This is a genomic window from Pseudomonas sp. CMR5c (assembly GCF_003850545.1).
Taxonomy (GTDB): Bacteria; Pseudomonadota; Gammaproteobacteria; order Pseudomonadales; family Pseudomonadaceae; genus Aquipseudomonas; species Aquipseudomonas piscis.
Genome location: NZ_CP027705.1, coordinates 984,332 through 999,331, shown reverse-complemented (window position 1 = coordinate 999,331; position 15,000 = coordinate 984,332). Strand labels below are relative to the sequence as shown.

The window sequence follows — 15,000 nt, the reverse complement described above, 5'->3', positions numbered from 1 at the left end:
TCATGAGCACTCCAACTTCCTCGGTAGCAGTCGATCAAAGCCTGCTTTACCCGTCCGTCTACAAAGAATTCTGGCAGCACTTCTCCCGCAACAAGGGCGCCGTGGCCGGCTTGCTGTTCATGCTGCTGGTGGTGTTCTGCGCACTGTTCGCCCCCTGGGTAGCCCCGCATAACCCCAGCGAGCAATACCGCGACTTCCTGCTGACCCCACCCGCCTGGCTCGAAGGCGGTCAGATACAGTTCCTGCTGGGTACCGACGAACTGGGCCGCGACCTGCTCTCGCGGCTGATCCAGGGTTCGCGCCTGTCGCTGCTGATCGGCCTGTCGTCGGTGGTGATGTCGCTGATCCCGGGGATCCTGCTGGGCCTGTTCGCCGGCTTCTTCCCGCGCCTGCTGGGCCCGAGCATCATGCGCCTGATGGACATCATGCTGGCCCTGCCTTCGCTGCTGCTGGCCGTGGCCATCGTCGCCATCCTCGGCCCAGGCCTGATCAACACCGTGATCGCCATCGCCGTGGTCTCGCTGCCGTCCTACGTGCGCCTGACCCGAGCCGCCGTCATGGGCGAGCTCAACCGCGACTACGTGACCGCCGCACGCCTGGCCGGTGCCGGCCTGCCGCGCCTGATGTTCATCACCGTGCTGCCCAACTGCATGGCGCCGCTGATCGTCCAGGCCACCCTGAGCTTCTCCTCGGCGATCCTCGACGCCGCCGCCCTGGGCTTCCTCGGCCTCGGCGTCCAGCCGCCTACCCCCGAGTGGGGCACCATGCTGGCCTCGGCCCGCGACTACATCGAACGCGCCTGGTGGGTAGTGAGCCTGCCTGGCCTGACCATTTTGCTCAGCGTGCTGGCAATCAACCTGATGGGCGACGGCCTGCGCGATGCGCTGGATCCGAAGCTCAAGAATGCCGCCTGAGGAGATTCCCATGTCACTGTTAGAAATCAAGAATCTCAATGTCCGTTTCGGCGACGCCAAGGCAGTTCCCGTGGTGGACGGCCTGGACCTCAAGGTCGACAAGGGCGAAGTACTGGCCATCGTCGGCGAGTCCGGCTCCGGCAAATCGGTGACCATGATGGCCCTGATGGGCCTGATCGAGCATCCCGGCATCGTCACCGCCGACGCCCTGACCTTCGACGGCAAGGACATGCTCAAGCTCAGCGCCCGCCAGCGCCGGCAGATCGTCGGCAAGGACCTGGCCATGGTCTTCCAGGACCCGATGACCGCACTGAACCCCAGTTACACCGTGGGCTTCCAGATCGAGGAAGTGCTGCGCCTGCACCTGAAGATGTCCGGCAGGGCTGCCCGCAAGCGCGCCATCGAACTGCTGGAGAAGGTCGAGATCCCGGGCGCCGCCAGCCGCATGGACGCCTACCCGCACCAGCTGTCCGGTGGCATGAGCCAGCGCGTGGCGATCGCCATGGCCATCGCCGGCGAACCCAAGCTGCTGATCGCCGACGAACCGACCACCGCCCTGGACGTGACCATCCAGGCACAGATCATGGACCTGCTGCTGAGCTTGCAGAAAGAGCAGAACATGGGCCTGGTACTGATCACCCACGACCTGGCCGTGGTGGCCGAGACCGCCCAGCGCGTCTGCGTGATGTACGCCGGCCAGGCCGTGGAAGTGGGCAAGGTGCCGGAGCTGTTCGACATCCCCGCACACCCCTACAGCGAAGCCCTGCTGGCGGCGATTCCCGAGCACAGCCTCGGTGCCTCGCGGCTCTCCACCCTGCCGGGCATCGTTCCCGGTCGTTATGACCGGCCCCAGGGCTGCCTGCTGTCGCCACGCTGCCCCTACGTCCAGGAAAACTGCCGCCAGCAACGCCCCGGCCTCGATCCGCAAGCCGCCAGCCTGGTGCGCTGCTTCTACCCGCTCAACCAGGAGGTGGCGTGATGGCCGTCGTTCTAACCGCCCGCGACCTGACCCGTCACTACGAAGTGTCCCGGGGCCTGTTCAAGGGCCACGCCACCGTCCGCGCACTCAATGGCGTGTCTTTCGAACTGGAGGCCGGCAAGACCCTGGCCGTGGTGGGCGAATCCGGGTGTGGCAAGTCCACCCTGGCCCGGGCCCTGACCCTGATCGAAGAGCCATCCTCGGGCTCGCTGCAGATCGCCGGCCATGAGGTCAAGGGCGCCACCAAGGAGCAGCGCAAGCAACTGCGCCGCGACGTGCAGATGGTGTTCCAGAGCCCCTATGCCTCGCTCAACCCACGGCAGAAGATCGGTGACCAGCTGGCCGAGCCGCTGCTGATCAACACCAAGCTGTCGGCCACCGAGCGCCGCGAGAAAGTCCAGGCGATGATGAAGCAGGTGGGCCTGCGCCCCGAGCATTACCAGCGCTATCCACACATGTTCTCCGGCGGCCAGCGCCAGCGCATCGCCCTGGCCCGGGCGATGATGCTGCAACCCAAGGTGCTGGTGGCGGACGAGCCGACCTCGGCCCTGGACGTGTCGATCCAGGCCCAGGTGCTGAACCTGTTCATGGACCTGCAGCAGGAATTCAACACCGCCTACGTCTTCATCTCGCACAACCTGGCGGTGGTGCGCCACGTCGCCGACCAGGTACTGGTGATGTACCTGGGCCGGCCGGTGGAAATGGGCCCCAAGGAGGACATCTACAACCGTCCCCTGCACCCTTACACCCAGGCCCTGCTCTCGGCGACCCCGGCCATCCACCCGGACCCGGACAAACCGAAGATCAAGATCGCCGGCGAACTGCCCAACCCGCTGAACCCGCCGCCCGGCTGCGCCTTCCACAAGCGCTGCCCGTACGCCACCGAGCGTTGCAGCACTGAAGAGCCGGCCCTGCGCCAGCTCGACACACGTCAAGTGGCTTGCCACTACGCCGAGCAGTTCTTGTAGACGAGCATGAAAAAGGCGCCTGCGGGACCACCGCAGACGCCTTGACCTTGTTGCACCGGCCCCTTGCGACGGATTGCGCATCGATCCGCCGCGAGGGGTTTTTTTTCACCCCTGATCGGGCTCCCCGCCATCGTCGGTGGTCTGGTCGTCATCCCCCGAACTGCCGCCCTGCCCTTCATCCCCCGGCTCCGACTCGGACTTGGCCAGCATCTGCACCGGCGTGCTCTGCTCCGACGAGTAACCCGGCTCCTTGACCTGCAACAGGTTGTGGGCCCAGGCCCCGGAGGTTCCCAGGCTCAGCAGCACCAGCACCTTGATCAGCAGCACCACGCGTTGAAAAATTCTCATAGCCGATTCCATCCCTTCATAGGTGAATCATCGATGGCTGCAAACCCTGACGTGCAGCGGCCACAGCACCACCTGAAACCTAGTCGCGATACCCGGGACTTTCCAGATAGCCAGCTATCGATCCTCTCGCCAGGAGCTCCTGCCCGACTAACGGTGCGTGCCACCCTGGGCTTGCCAGCAGGCACAAAAAAGCCCCGCGGCCTGCACCGCGGGGCTTGGGATGTTGCCGGCGAACTTAGTGGTGTTCGCGGGTCGCGCGGAATTTCACGTCCGGCCAGCGCTCTTCCATCAACGCCAGGTTGACCCGGGTCGGCGCCAGGTAGGTCAGGTGACCGCCGCCGTCCAGTGCCAGGTTCTCCACCGCCTTGTTGGAAAACTCCTCCAGCTTCTTCTTGTCGTCGCAGCTAATCCAGCGCGCGGACCACACGGTGATCGGCTCGTAGGCGCATTCGACCTTGTATTCTTCCTTCAGGCGGCTGGCCACCACATCGAACTGCAGCACACCGACGGCGCCGAGGATGATGTCGTTGCTGCGCTCGGGGAAGAACACCTGGGTCGCGCCCTCTTCGGCCAGCTGTTGCAGGCCCTGGCGCAGTTGCTTGGACTTCAGCGGGTCCTTCAGGCGCACGCGACGAAACAGTTCCGGGGCGAAGTGCGGGATACCGGTGAAGCCCAGGGCCTCGCCTTCGGTGAAGGTGTCGCCGATCTGGATGGTGCCGTGGTTGTGCAGGCCGATGATGTCGCCGGCATAGGCTTCTTCCAGTTGCTCACGCTCGGAGGAGAAGAAGGTCAGGGCGTCGCCGATGCGCACGTCCTTGCCGGTGCGCACGTGGCGCATCTTCATGCCCTTCTCGTACTTGCCCGAGCAGATGCGCATGAAGGCGATGCGGTCGCGGTGCTTGGGGTCCATGTTCGCCTGGATCTTGAACACGAAGCCCGAGAACTTCTCTTCCTGGGGCGCCACGCTGCGCTCGTTGGCCGCCCGTGGCAGCGGCAGCGGCGCCCAGTCGACCACGGCGTCGAGCACGTGGTCGACACCGAAGTTGCCCAGGGCGGTGCCGAAGAACACCGGAGTCAGGTGGCCGTCGAGGAACTCCTGCTGGTCGAACTCGTGGCAGGCGCCCTGCACCAGCTCCAGCTGCTCGAGGAAACGCTCGTACTCGTCGCCCAAGTGGGCACGGGCTTCGGCGGAGTCGAGCTTCTCGATGATCTTGGTCTCGGTACGCTCGTGGCCATGGCCCGGGGTGTAGACGATGATGTAGTCACCCGCCAGGTGGTACACGCCCTTGAAATCGCGGTAGCAACCGATCGGCCAGGTGATCGGCGCGGCCTTGATCTTCAGTACCGCCTCGATTTCGTCCAGCAGCTCGATCGGGTCGCGGATGTCGCGGTCCAGCTTGTTGATAAAGCTGACGATCGGCGTATCCCGCAGGCGGCAGACGTCCATCAGGGCGATGGTCCGCGGCTCTACACCCTTACCACCGTCGAGCACCATCAGCGCCGAGTCCACCGCGGTCAGGGTGCGGTAGGTATCTTCCGAGAAGTCTTCGTGGCCGGGGGTGTCGAGCAGGTTGATCATGTGCTCGCGATAGGGGAACTGCATCACCGAGGTGGTGATGGAGATACCGCGCTGCTTCTCCATCTCCATCCAGTCGGAGGTGGCATGGCGGTCGGACTTACGCGACTTGACGGTACCCGCCACCGCAATGGCCTTGCCCATCAGCAACAGCTTCTCGGTGATGGTGGTCTTACCGGCATCCGGGTGGGAAATGATGGCGAAGGTGCGGCGTTTCGCGACTTCGGCGGCCTGTTGGGTCATGGGAAATCGCCTGGCGGTGATCAAAAAAGGGCGGCGAGTATAGCGCAAAGCTGCCTTCCCGGACCACCGTCCGGCCCCGCCATCCCCCTGTAGCCGCTGTCGAGCGCCAGCGACGGCTGCGACCGGGCGCGCATCATCCGCAACCCGGCCATCGCCCTGGAACCCGTTGGATTCCCCGCCTCGATCACCGCCTCGCGCTACGAGGTCGCGGCCACAAGGGTGGCCAAACGCCGCCGACTATGGAACCTTTTAAAAGGTGGAGACGTCCATTTCCCTGCCAGGCGCTCATCAGATGCCTGGAATTTCAGCAAGTTAGCTTGACGAAGCTGCGCTCATGGTTCGTTCACCGCCGCCCTGCCGGCACTCGACGAACTGCTTTTCGCGGGGACTTTCCCGGCAGTCGGCCACGGCCCTGCCACAGGGGAAAGCGCCCGCCGACCGATAAGAAAAAAGGAGTCCGCCCGTGGCTATTCGCTATGGCAAAGGGCTGATAGGAGGGGCTGCGGTCATTGCCCTCCTGGCCCTGCTGGTCCACTGGATCGGCATCAAGACGATCGAACACTACCGCGACGATCTACTGTTCTACCTGCAAGCTCATCTGTTCCTGGTCCTGGCGTCCATGTGCGCCGCCCTGCTGGTCGGCATTCCCGCCGGCATCCTCCTCAGCCGCCCCGCCATGGCCAGGCGCGCCGAACGCTTCATGCAAGTGTTCAACATCGGTAACACCATTCCTCCCCTGGCCGTCCTGGCCATTGCCCTCGGGGTCCTCGGCATCGGCAGCGGGCCGGCGATCTTCGCCCTGTTCCTGGCCTCCCTGCTGCCCATCGTGCGCAATACCTATGAAGGCCTGAAGAACGTCCAGGGCTCGCTCAAGGAAGCCGCCACCGGCATCGGCATGACCCCGCGCCAGGTGCTGTGGAAAGTCGAATTGCCCAATGCCGTGCCGATCATCGTCGGCGGCGTGCGGGTGGCCCTGGCGATCAACGTCGGCACCGCGCCCCTGGCCTTCCTGATCGGCGCCAACAGCCTGGGCAGCCTGATCTTCCCCGGCATCGCCCTGAACAATCAGCCGCAACTGCTGCTCGGCGCCGCCTGCACCGCCCTGCTGGCGCTGCTTCTGGACGGCCTGGTGACCCTGGCCAGCCGCCTCTGGCTGGAACGTGGCCTGCGCCCGTCCTAAGCCCGTCAGAGACAAGGAACCGACATGAAGAAATTGAGCCTGATACTCGGCTGCATCCTGCTTTTCAGCGCACTGGCCCACGCCGCGGAAAAACCGCTGATCCGCATCGGCGCCCGGGTCTTCACCGAGCAGACCCTGTTGGCGGAAATCACCTCCCAGTACCTGCGCAGCAAGGGCTACGACACCCGGGTCACCGGCGGCCTGGGCAGCAACCTGGCGCGCAGCGCCCAGGAAAGCGGCCAACTGGACCTGATCTGGGAATACACCGGGGTGTCGCTGGTGGCCTACAACCACATCGACGAGAAACTCGACAAGCAGCAGTCCTACGCCCGGGTGAAAGAACTCGACGCGAAAAAAGGCCTGGTCTGGTTGTCGCCGTCCAAGTTCAGCAACACCTATGCCCTGGCGCTGCCGGAAAACGTGGCCAAGGAACATCCACGGATCAACAGCATCAGCGACCTGACCCGGGCCCTGGACGAAAACACCCGGGAAAACCGCCTGGTGGCCCTGGACACCGAGTTCGCCAACCGTTCCGACGGCATGGCCGGGATGGTCAAGCTGTATGACATGGCCCTGACCCGCAAGAACACCCGGCAGATGGACGCCGGCCTGGTCTATACCGCCCTGCGCAATGGCCAGGTGTTTGCCGGCCTGGTCTACACCACCGACGGACGCCTCAGCGCCTTCAAGCTCAAATTGCTGGAAGACGACAAGCACTACTTCCCGGACTACACCGCCGCTCCCGTGGTGCGCCAGGCCTACCTCGACGCTCACCCGCAACTGGCCGCCGAGCTCGAGCCGCTGGCGGCGCTGTTCGACGACGAAACCATGCGCCAGCTGAACGCGCGGGTCGACGTCGACCATGAAAGCCCCTCCGCCGTGGCCGCAGATTTCCTGCGCCAGCACCCGATCAACTAAAGAGGAGAAGACATGGAATTCTTGAACGCCTTTTCCCATCTCGATTGGGCCCAGGTCCTGCACCTGACCTGGCAGCACATCACCCTGGTGGGCATCGCCGTCACCCTGGCCATCGTCTTTGGCGTGCCCCTGGGCGTGCTGATGACCCGCTTCCCCAGCCTCGCCGGGCCATTGCAGGCCAGCGCCACGGTGTTGCTGACCATCCCCTCCATCGCCCTGTTCGGCCTGTTGCTGCCGTTCTACTCCAAGTTCGGCCAGGGCCTGGGGCCGCTGCCGGCGATCACCGCCGTGTTCCTTTATTCCCTGTTGCCGATCATGCGCAACACCTACCTGGCGCTGACCGGCGTCGAACCGGGCATCCGCGAGGCCGCCCGGGGCATCGGCATGACCTTCGGCCAGCGCCTGCGCATGGTCGAGCTGCCGATCGCGGTGCCGGTGATCCTCGCCGGAGTACGCACCGCGGTGGTGATGAACATCGGTGTCATGACCATCGCCGCCACCATCGGCGCCGGCGGCCTGGGGGTGCTGATCCTGGCCTCCATCAGCCGCAGCGACATGTCGATGCTGATCGTCGGCGCCGTGCTGGTCAGCCTGCTGGCCATCTTTGCCGACCTGCTTCTGCAATGGCTGCAACGTTCGCTGACGCCAAAAGGATTGAGCCCAATAGGAGCCCTGAAATGATCGAACTACAGAACCTGAGCAAGACCTTTCGCAGCAACGGCAAGGATGTCAAAGCCGTCGACTCGGTCAGCCTGACCGTCAACGAAGGCGAGATCTGCGTATTCCTCGGCCCCTCCGGCTGCGGCAAGAGCACCACGCTGAAGATGATCAACCGCCTGATCATGCCCACCTCGGGCAAGGTGCTGATCAACGGCGAGGACACCACCGGCCTGGACGAAGTGACCCTGCGCCGCAACATCGGCTACGTGATCCAGCAGATCGGCCTGTTTCCCAACATGACCATCGAGGAAAACATCACCGTGGTGCCGCGCCTGCTGGGCTGGGACAAGCAGAAGTGCCACGACCGCGCCCGCGAGCTGATGAGCATGATCAAGCTCGAACCCAAGCACTACCTGCATCGCTACCCGCGCGAGCTGTCCGGCGGCCAGCAACAGCGGATCGGAGTGATCCGCGCCCTGGCCGCCGAGGCCCCGCTGCTGCTGATGGACGAACCCTTCGGCGCGGTGGACCCGATCAACCGCGAGATGATCCAGAACGAGTTCTTCGAGATGCAGCGGGCGCTCAACAAGACCGTGATCATGGTCAGCCACGACATCGACGAGGCCATCAAGCTGGGAGACAAGATCGCCATCTTCCGCGCCGGCAAACTGCTGCAGATCGACCACCCGGACACCCTGCTGGCCCATCCGGCGGACGATTTCGTCAGCAACTTCGTCGGCCAGGACAGCACCCTCAAGCGCCTGCTGCTGGTCAAGGCCGAGGACGCGGCCGACAACGCGCCGTCGGTGAGCCCGGACACCCCGGTGGCCGAGGCCCTGGAGCTGATGGACGAGCACGACCGGCGCTACGTGGTGGTGACCTGCGCCGAGAACAAAGCCTTGGGTTATGTACGGCGCCGCGACCTGCACCGCCAGGGCGGCACCTGCGGCCAGTTCCTGCGCCAGTTCAACGCCACCGCCGCCTACGACGAGCACCTGCGCATCCTGCTGTCGCGCATGTACGAGTTCAACCGCTCGTGGCTGCCGGTGCTGGACGCCGAAAGGGTGTTCCTCGGCGAAGTGACCCAGGAGTCCATCGCTGCCTATCTCAGCTCGGGACGCTCCCGTGGGATGAAGACCAACATCGTCTCCCCGGCCGAGGCCGTGAGTGCCTGATCAATAAATAATCAAAAGCCAACCCGTGGCGAGCAAGCACGCTTGCTCGCCAGCGTTTTTTTACCCACCCGGGCAGCGAAAAGAAATATCAACAGCCGCCCCGGCAAAAGCTACCCGCCGGCACCTGGTGCAACAGGCAAAATCCCCCTCTGGCCACTCTCTCGCCGCTAACGTCGCCGATGTTGGCGACTTCGGCAGTTCACCACCACTTGGCGCGCAAAAGCCGCGAACGTGCAGGTATTTTTAACACTCGGGAATTCTTCGGGAACATCTGCCGGTCATCTGTGTCGGCTACAAAAGGACATGCTGATAACGCACGTCAGACAAGTGCAAAAACGCGACATTTTTTGTTGATCTCAGCCCCCTCACCGCCTAAAGTTCGCGCCGAACGTCCATGCTGGAAACGATCCATCCGGCTCAAGTACTGACGACGAGACAGCAAGGCCAAGGGCAGATTTCCCATGGCCTTTTTGCTTTCGGCGACATGCCTTGGGAAGTAGGCGAACCAAAGTGGGGATACGGAGGACGTTCATATGCACCCATTGATTACCAACGTTTGCCATCAGGAGCTCCCAACGCATGTCGATTAACGTCGAAGACTATTTCGCGCGCGAAACCTTTCAGAAAATGAAGGCGTTCGCCGACCAGAAAGAAACCCCGTTCGTGATGATCGATACCCAGATGATCGCCCAGGCCTATGACGACCTGCGCGCCGGGTTCGAGTTCGCCAAGGTCTACTACGCGGTCAAGGCCAACCCGGCCGTGGAAATCATCGACCTGCTGCACGAAAAAGGTTCGAGCTTCGACATCGCCTCGATCTACGAGCTGGACAAGGTGCTGGGTCGCGGCGTCAACCCGGCCAACATCAGCTACGGCAACACCATCAAGAAGTCCAAGGACATCCGCTACTTCTACGAGAAGGGCGTGCGCCTGTATGCCACCGACTCCGAAGCCGACCTGCGCAACATCGCCAAGGCCGCCCCGGGTTCCAAGGTCTACGTGCGCATCCTCACCGAAGGCTCCACCACCGCCGACTGGCCGCTGTCACGCAAGTTCGGCTGCCAGACCGACATGGCCATGGACCTCTTGATCCTGGCCCGCGACCTGGGCCTGGTGCCTTACGGCGTGTCGTTCCATGTCGGCTCCCAGCAGCGCGACATCAGCGTCTGGGACGCCGCCATCGCCAAGGTCAAGGTGATCTTCGAGCGTCTCAAAGAAGAAGACGGCATCGAACTGAAGCTGATCAACATGGGCGGTGGCTTCCCGGCCAACTACATCACCCGCACCAACAGCCTGGAAACCTACGCCGAGGAAATCATCCGTTTCCTCAAGGAAGACTTCGGTGACGACCTGCCGGAAATCATCCTCGAGCCGGGCCGTTCGCTGATCGCCAACGCCGGCATCCTGGTCAGCGAGGTGGTCCTGGTGGCACGCAAGTCGCGCACCGCCGTGGAGCGCTGGGTATACACCGACGTGGGCAAGTTCTCCGGCCTGATCGAAACCATGGACGAGTCCATCAAGTTCCCGATCTGGACCGAGAAGAAAGGCGAAGTGGAAGAAGTGGTGATTGCCGGCCCGACCTGCGACAGCGCCGACATCATGTACGAGAACTACAAGTACGGCCTGCCGCTGAACCTGGCCATCGGCGACCGCCTGTACTGGCTGTCCACCGGCGCCTACACCACCAGCTACAGCGCCGTGGAGTTCAACGGCTTCCCACCGCTGAAGGCCTACTACGTCTGACGGCAGCGGCAAGCCTTGAGCTGCAAGCGGTAAGAAAAAGCCCATGACGTGTCATGGGCTTTTTTATGAGCGCTGTGCCGTCCTGAATAAGGTTTACACCTTTGCGTCCTTGGAGAGGTCCTCGGCCCAAGCCTGCACCACCTGATGCTCGACGACTCTGTCCGCGTCCACCTCGGCCAGGCCCTCAGAAGGCAACAGGTCGAGCGTGGCCGCCAACTCGGCAAGCCTTGCGGCATCCCGCTCATCCCCCAGTTGCGCTGCGCGCTGGTGATAGGCCAGGGCCAGGGCGCGTACTTGTGGATGCCGGGCCTCTAGCAGCGCATCACGGGCGACCCGGAGGAAATTCAGGTTGCCGCCAGCCAGGGCCCGCTGCAGCCAGTCCAGGGCTTCGTCGATTCGCCCGGCATCGGCGAGGATCGCCCCATGGCTGAACTGCCCGCGAAAGTCACCGCCCTCGGCCGAGCGACGATACCAATCCCGGGCCGCCTGGGGATCGGCCGGGCAAACCAGCCCCTCTTCCAGGTAACGCCCCAGCAGGTTCATCGACTTGGCATGGCCCAACTGCGCGGCGCGTTGGTAGCAGGCCAGGGCCTGGGCATGGTTCTGCTCCACGCCACGGCCGGTGGCCAGCAGGTTGGCGTAGTTGTACAGGCCCCAGTCCAGGCCGGCAGCCGCGGCCTGGCGGTAATGCTCGGCAGCGACGCCTGGGTCCGCCGGGCAGCCCCAGCCGTGTTCATGACAACGGCCGAGCATGTTGCGCGCCATCAGGTGCCCGCGCTGGGCGGCGATGCCGAACCAGCGCAGGGCCAGGGCCTGGTCCTGCTCGATGCCGCGACCATCGAGCAGGATCTGCCCCAGCAGCGCCTGGGCGTCCACCAGGCCTTCGCCGGCGGCCAGCAGGATCGCCTGGGCGGCGCGGCCCGGGCTCTCTTCGAGCATGGCGCTCAGTTGCCCGCCATCGAGGCTTTCCTCGCGGCGCAGTCGAAAAGCCATGGCCTAGACCTCGACCCAGCGGCGCAGCAGGTTGTGATAGGTGCCGGTCAGGCGGATCAACGAAGGATGTTCGGGCATGTCCCGGGTCAGCTCCTGGATCGCCCCGTCCATCTCGAACAACAGCGCCCGCTGGCTGTCTTCGCGCACCAGGCTCTGGGTCCAGAAGAACGAAGCGTAGCGGGCACCGCGGGTCACCGGATTGACCTTGTGCAAGCTGGTGCCGGGATACAGCACCAGGTCGCCGGCCGGCAGCTTGACCCGCTGCACGCCGTAGGTGTCCTGGATCTCCAGCTCACCGCCGTCGTAGTCCTCGGGGTCGCTGAAGAACAGGGTCGAGGACAGGTCGGTGCGCACCCGCTCGGCGCTGCCCTTGGGCTGGCGCACGGCATTGTCGATATGGAAGTCGAAACTGCCCCCTGCGGTGTAGCAGTTGAACAGTGGCGGGAACACCTTGTGCGGCAAGGCGGCGGACATGAACAGCGGGTTCTGCCATAACCGCTCGAGCATCGCCTCGCCGATCTCCCGGGCCAGCGGATGGCCCTCGGGCAGTTGCAGGTTGTGCTTGGCCTTGGCCGACTGGTAGCCGGCGGTGATCTTGCCGTCCGCCCAGTCCGCCTGCTCCAGGGCTTGGCGGATGCGCCCTACTTCATCACGGGTGAACACGCCGGGGATGTGCAGCAACATGGCCAGGTACCTGGAAGCCGAAAGTGCGGCAATGGTATTGATTCTTATTGACTGTGTAAAACGCCCGGGACGGATGGGAATGCAAAAACCGTAAAGATAAATTGTAAAGAATGTAAATTCAGTGCGAATAGCAATATTTCGCAATTGATAACGAATGCTCGCATCCCCTATATTCCGCGGCCTCAAAACCTCGGGGAGGGGACAAGACATGACACGCCAACAACCATTATCCGCTGTCAGTTCGCCACGTTTGCTGGCATCGGCCATCGGCGTCGCCATCACCGCCGGCTCCGCCGCGCACATGGTCCAGGCCGCCGAGGACACCGGCAAGAAAGCCTCGGGAGCGATTGCCCTGGAAGCCACCAGCATCACTGGCGAGGCCCAGGACGCGACGTCCTATCAGGTGGAAAAGGCTTCCTCGCAGAAGTACACCGCGCCGCTGGTGGATACTCCTCGTTCGGTGACTGTCATTCCCCAGCAAGTTCTCAAGGACACGGCGGCGACCTCGTTGCAAGATGCGCTGCGCACCGTGCCCGGCATCACCTTTGGTGCTGGCGAAGGTGGCAACCCCCAGGGCGATCGCCCATTCATTCGTGGTTTCGATGCCCAAAGCGACACCTTCCTGGATGGCGTGCGTGACACTGGCGGCCAAAGCCGCGAAATCTTCGATATCGAATCGGTGGAAGTCAGCAAGGGCCCGAACTCCTCGTTCGGCGGCCGCGGCTCGGCAGGCGGCAGCCTGAACCTGGTGAGCAAGCTGCCCAAGCAGCAAGACTTCCTCAACGGCGGCTTCACCTACGGTTCCGACCAGACTCGCCGCTACACCCTCGACGTCAACCGCCAGTTCCTCGAAGGCGCAGCGTTCCGTCTGAACCTGATGAGCCACGAGCAGAACGTCGCAGGCCGTGATTCCATCAACTACGACCGCTGGGGCGTGGCGCCATCCCTGACCTTCGGCCTGGGCAGCCCTACTCGGGTCAACCTCAGCTACTACCATATGGAAAGCGACGACCTGCCGGACTCGGGCATTCCCTATGGCTACAGCTCCAACGGTGCAAAGGCACCGCATGTGCATGACAAGCCTACCGATGGCGGCGATAGCAACAACTTCTATGGCCTCAAGCATCGGGACTTCCGCAAGACCCGCGCCGACATCAGCACCATCTCCATCGAGCATGACCTGAACGACAACATGACGCTGAAAAACACCCTGCGTCATGGCAACACCGGCCAGGATTACATCCTCACCCAACCGGACGACAGCCAGCACAACGTCAACCAGTTCGGCACCGTCTGGCGTCGAGCCAACAGCCGGGTATCGACTACGGAAACCACCACCAACCAGACCGATCTGTTTGGTGAATTCCATGCACTGGGCTTCAAACACAACTACTCCACCGGTCTTGAGTTCACCGGCGAAGAAACTCGGGTCAGCAGCTACACCGTTTCTCCCAACTCCAACCCCACTTGCACCCCTGGCAAGGCGAGTGGTGGTAGCTGTACGTCCCTGGGCAATCCAAACCCGAATGACGACTGGACCGGCTCCATCGCGCGCAACTACTACGGCACCAATACCAAGGCCACCAGCCGTGCCGCCTATGCCTTCGATACCATCGAGCTGGATCCGCAATGGCTGTTGAACCTGGGTGTGCGCTACGACACCTTCGACACCGAAGCCAACACCAATGCCGCCAGCGGCCGGACCAAACTCAAAAGCGATAGCCAGTTCTGGAACTGGCAGGCCGGCCTGGTTTGGAAACCAGCTGATAACGGCAGCATCTACGCCTCCTACGCCACCTCGGCCAATCCCGCCGGTGGTGTACTGGATGGCGCCGCCGACAACCCATTATCGGCAGGCCTGGCCACCAGCGACCTGAAACCCGAGGAAACCGTCAACTACGAGTTGGGCACCAAGTGGGACGTACTCAACAACCGCCTCTCGCTGACCGCCGCGGTGTTCCGTACCGAGAAAAAGAACACCCGCATCCTGGTGGACTCTCTGACCTATCAGAACGCTGGTGAGTCCCGCGTCGACGGTATCGAACTGGGCGCCAGCGGCAAGATCACCGACAAGTGGCAGGTCTTCGCCGGTTACAGCTACTTGAAAAGCGAACTGGTGGATGCAGGCCTGAACGGACGTAACGGCGTGGTGAGCGCCGGTTCGAACAAAGGCAACCAGATGCCCAACACGCCGAAGAACAGCTTCAGCCTGTGGACAACCTACGACGTCACCTCGAAGTTCACCGTCGGTGGCGGCGCCTTCTATGTCGACGACGTGTATGGCGACCCCGCGAACACTGTCTACGTACCGTCCTACACCCGCTACGACGCCATGGCCAGCTACAAGCTGACCAAGAACGTCGACCTGCAACTGAACGTGCAGAACCTGACGGACAAGACCTACTACGACAAGGCCTACGCGGCGCACTTCGCCAACCAGGCCCCAGGCCGTACCGCCCTGATGAGTGCCAACTTCCACTTCTGATCCACCGCGACACCCTGTGGCCCCGGCCACAGGTGCCCAAGCCCCATGCACCCGCTGCCTGGGGCTTTTGCATGTAAAGAAGAATGCTTCTCGCTCACACACGGCATAATGCGCGCCGTGTTTCACCTCTTCGG

At 63.3% G+C, this 15,000-nt stretch carries 13 protein-coding genes; 9 read left to right on the top strand and 4 right to left on the bottom strand.

What is annotated here, in order from left to right; translation table 11 throughout:
• The first annotated feature begins 2 nt into the window (after positions 1–2).
• From C4K40_RS04495 to C4K40_RS04485, 3 genes are read left to right on the top strand one after another with little or no spacing between them, the layout of a single operon-like run.
• Positions 3–914 carry an ABC transporter permease subunit gene (locus C4K40_RS04495; RefSeq protein ID WP_053138562.1) on the top strand — a complete coding sequence of 304 codons (912 nt, stop codon included), beginning with the start codon at positions 3–5 and terminating at the stop codon, positions 912–914.
• A gap of 10 nt (positions 915–924) precedes the next feature.
• Positions 925–1,893 carry an ABC transporter ATP-binding protein gene (locus tag C4K40_RS04490; RefSeq protein ID WP_022642291.1) on the top strand — a complete coding sequence of 323 codons (969 nt, stop codon included), beginning with the start codon at positions 925–927 and terminating at the stop codon, positions 1,891–1,893.
• Positions 1,893–2,861, top strand: a complete 969-nt coding sequence (locus tag C4K40_RS04485) for a peptide ABC transporter ATP-binding protein (protein WP_022642290.1) — start codon at positions 1,893–1,895, stop codon at positions 2,859–2,861. Before C4K40_RS04490 ends, C4K40_RS04485 begins: the two co-directional genes overlap by 1 nt.
• Before the next feature lie 105 nt (positions 2,862–2,966).
• Here the strand turns inward: C4K40_RS04485 and C4K40_RS04480 are convergent, their stop codons facing one another.
• The gene (locus C4K40_RS04480; protein WP_022642289.1) at positions 2,967–3,209 is read right to left on the bottom strand and encodes a hypothetical protein; all 243 of its coding nucleotides are present in this window, start codon (positions 3,207–3,209) and stop codon (positions 2,967–2,969) included.
• A gap of 235 nt (positions 3,210–3,444) precedes the next feature.
• Positions 3,445–5,028, bottom strand: a complete 1,584-nt coding sequence (locus tag C4K40_RS04475) for a peptide chain release factor 3 (RefSeq protein ID WP_022642288.1) — start codon at positions 5,026–5,028, stop codon at positions 3,445–3,447.
• A 463-nt stretch (positions 5,029–5,491) separates the two neighbouring features.
• On the opposite strand from C4K40_RS04475, the gene C4K40_RS04470 reads away from it, so the two are divergent.
• The 5 genes from C4K40_RS04470 (at position 5,492) to C4K40_RS04450 (ending at position 10,704) form a co-directional block, all read left to right on the top strand.
• Positions 5,492–6,208, top strand: coding sequence for an ABC transporter permease (locus C4K40_RS04470; protein ID WP_053138556.1), 717 nt, complete (start codon positions 5,492–5,494; stop codon positions 6,206–6,208).
• Between the two features lie 24 nt (positions 6,209–6,232).
• Entirely contained in the window at positions 6,233–7,126 is an 894-nt protein-coding gene (locus tag C4K40_RS04465; RefSeq protein WP_053138553.1) for a glycine betaine ABC transporter substrate-binding protein, read from the top strand.
• Between the two features lie 12 nt (positions 7,127–7,138).
• The gene (locus C4K40_RS04460; protein WP_022642285.1) at positions 7,139–7,807 is read left to right on the top strand and encodes an ABC transporter permease; all 669 of its coding nucleotides are present in this window, start codon (positions 7,139–7,141) and stop codon (positions 7,805–7,807) included.
• A complete protein-coding gene (locus tag C4K40_RS04455; protein WP_053138550.1) occupies positions 7,804–8,961 on the top strand; it encodes a betaine/proline/choline family ABC transporter ATP-binding protein in 1,158 nt (385 codons plus the stop codon). Before C4K40_RS04460 ends, C4K40_RS04455 begins: the two co-directional genes overlap by 4 nt.
• 579 nt (positions 8,962–9,540) lie before the next feature.
• Positions 9,541–10,704: a type III PLP-dependent enzyme gene (locus tag C4K40_RS04450; protein WP_053138548.1), complete on the top strand. Its 1,164-nt coding sequence runs from the start codon at positions 9,541–9,543 to the stop codon at positions 10,702–10,704.
• A 93-nt stretch (positions 10,705–10,797) separates the two neighbouring features.
• On the opposite strand, the gene C4K40_RS04445 is transcribed toward C4K40_RS04450, so the two are convergent.
• Positions 10,798–11,697: a tetratricopeptide repeat protein gene (locus tag C4K40_RS04445; RefSeq protein WP_083457023.1), complete on the bottom strand. Its 900-nt coding sequence runs from the start codon at positions 11,695–11,697 to the stop codon at positions 10,798–10,800.
• Between the two features lie 3 nt (positions 11,698–11,700).
• Positions 11,701–12,381: a Fe2+-dependent dioxygenase gene (locus tag C4K40_RS04440; RefSeq protein WP_053138545.1), complete on the bottom strand. Its 681-nt coding sequence runs from the start codon at positions 12,379–12,381 to the stop codon at positions 11,701–11,703.
• Between the two features lie 208 nt (positions 12,382–12,589).
• Between C4K40_RS04440 and C4K40_RS04435 the strand changes: the two genes are divergently transcribed.
• Complete coding sequence (locus C4K40_RS04435; RefSeq protein WP_053138542.1) at positions 12,590–14,866, top strand: TonB-dependent siderophore receptor; 2,277 nt, start codon at positions 12,590–12,592, stop codon at positions 14,864–14,866.
• Positions 14,867–15,000 lie beyond the last annotated feature (134 nt).

Coding starts and splice junctions, on each gene's coding strand:
- C4K40_RS04490 (WP_022642291.1), top strand. CDS start 925: ATGTCACTGTTAGAAATCAAGAATCTCAATGTCCGTTTCGGCGACGCC.
- C4K40_RS04435 (WP_053138542.1), top strand. CDS start 12,590: ATGACACGCCAACAACCATTATCCGCTGTCAGTTCGCCACGTTTGCTG.
- C4K40_RS04455 (WP_053138550.1), top strand. CDS start 7,804: ATGATCGAACTACAGAACCTGAGCAAGACCTTTCGCAGCAACGGCAAG.
- C4K40_RS04485 (WP_022642290.1), top strand. CDS start 1,893: ATGGCCGTCGTTCTAACCGCCCGCGACCTGACCCGTCACTACGAAGTG.
- C4K40_RS04480 (WP_022642289.1), bottom strand. CDS start 3,209: ATGAGAATTTTTCAACGCGTGGTGCTGCTGATCAAGGTGCTGGTGCTG.
- C4K40_RS04465 (WP_053138553.1), top strand. CDS start 6,233: ATGAAGAAATTGAGCCTGATACTCGGCTGCATCCTGCTTTTCAGCGCA.
- C4K40_RS04495 (WP_053138562.1), top strand. CDS start 3: ATGAGCACTCCAACTTCCTCGGTAGCAGTCGATCAAAGCCTGCTTTAC.
- C4K40_RS04440 (WP_053138545.1), bottom strand. CDS start 12,381: ATGTTGCTGCACATCCCCGGCGTGTTCACCCGTGATGAAGTAGGGCGC.
- C4K40_RS04445 (WP_083457023.1), bottom strand. CDS start 11,697: ATGGCTTTTCGACTGCGCCGCGAGGAAAGCCTCGATGGCGGGCAACTG.
- C4K40_RS04450 (WP_053138548.1), top strand. CDS start 9,541: ATGTCGATTAACGTCGAAGACTATTTCGCGCGCGAAACCTTTCAGAAA.
- C4K40_RS04460 (WP_022642285.1), top strand. CDS start 7,139: ATGGAATTCTTGAACGCCTTTTCCCATCTCGATTGGGCCCAGGTCCTG.
- C4K40_RS04475 (WP_022642288.1), bottom strand. CDS start 5,028: ATGACCCAACAGGCCGCCGAAGTCGCGAAACGCCGCACCTTCGCCATC.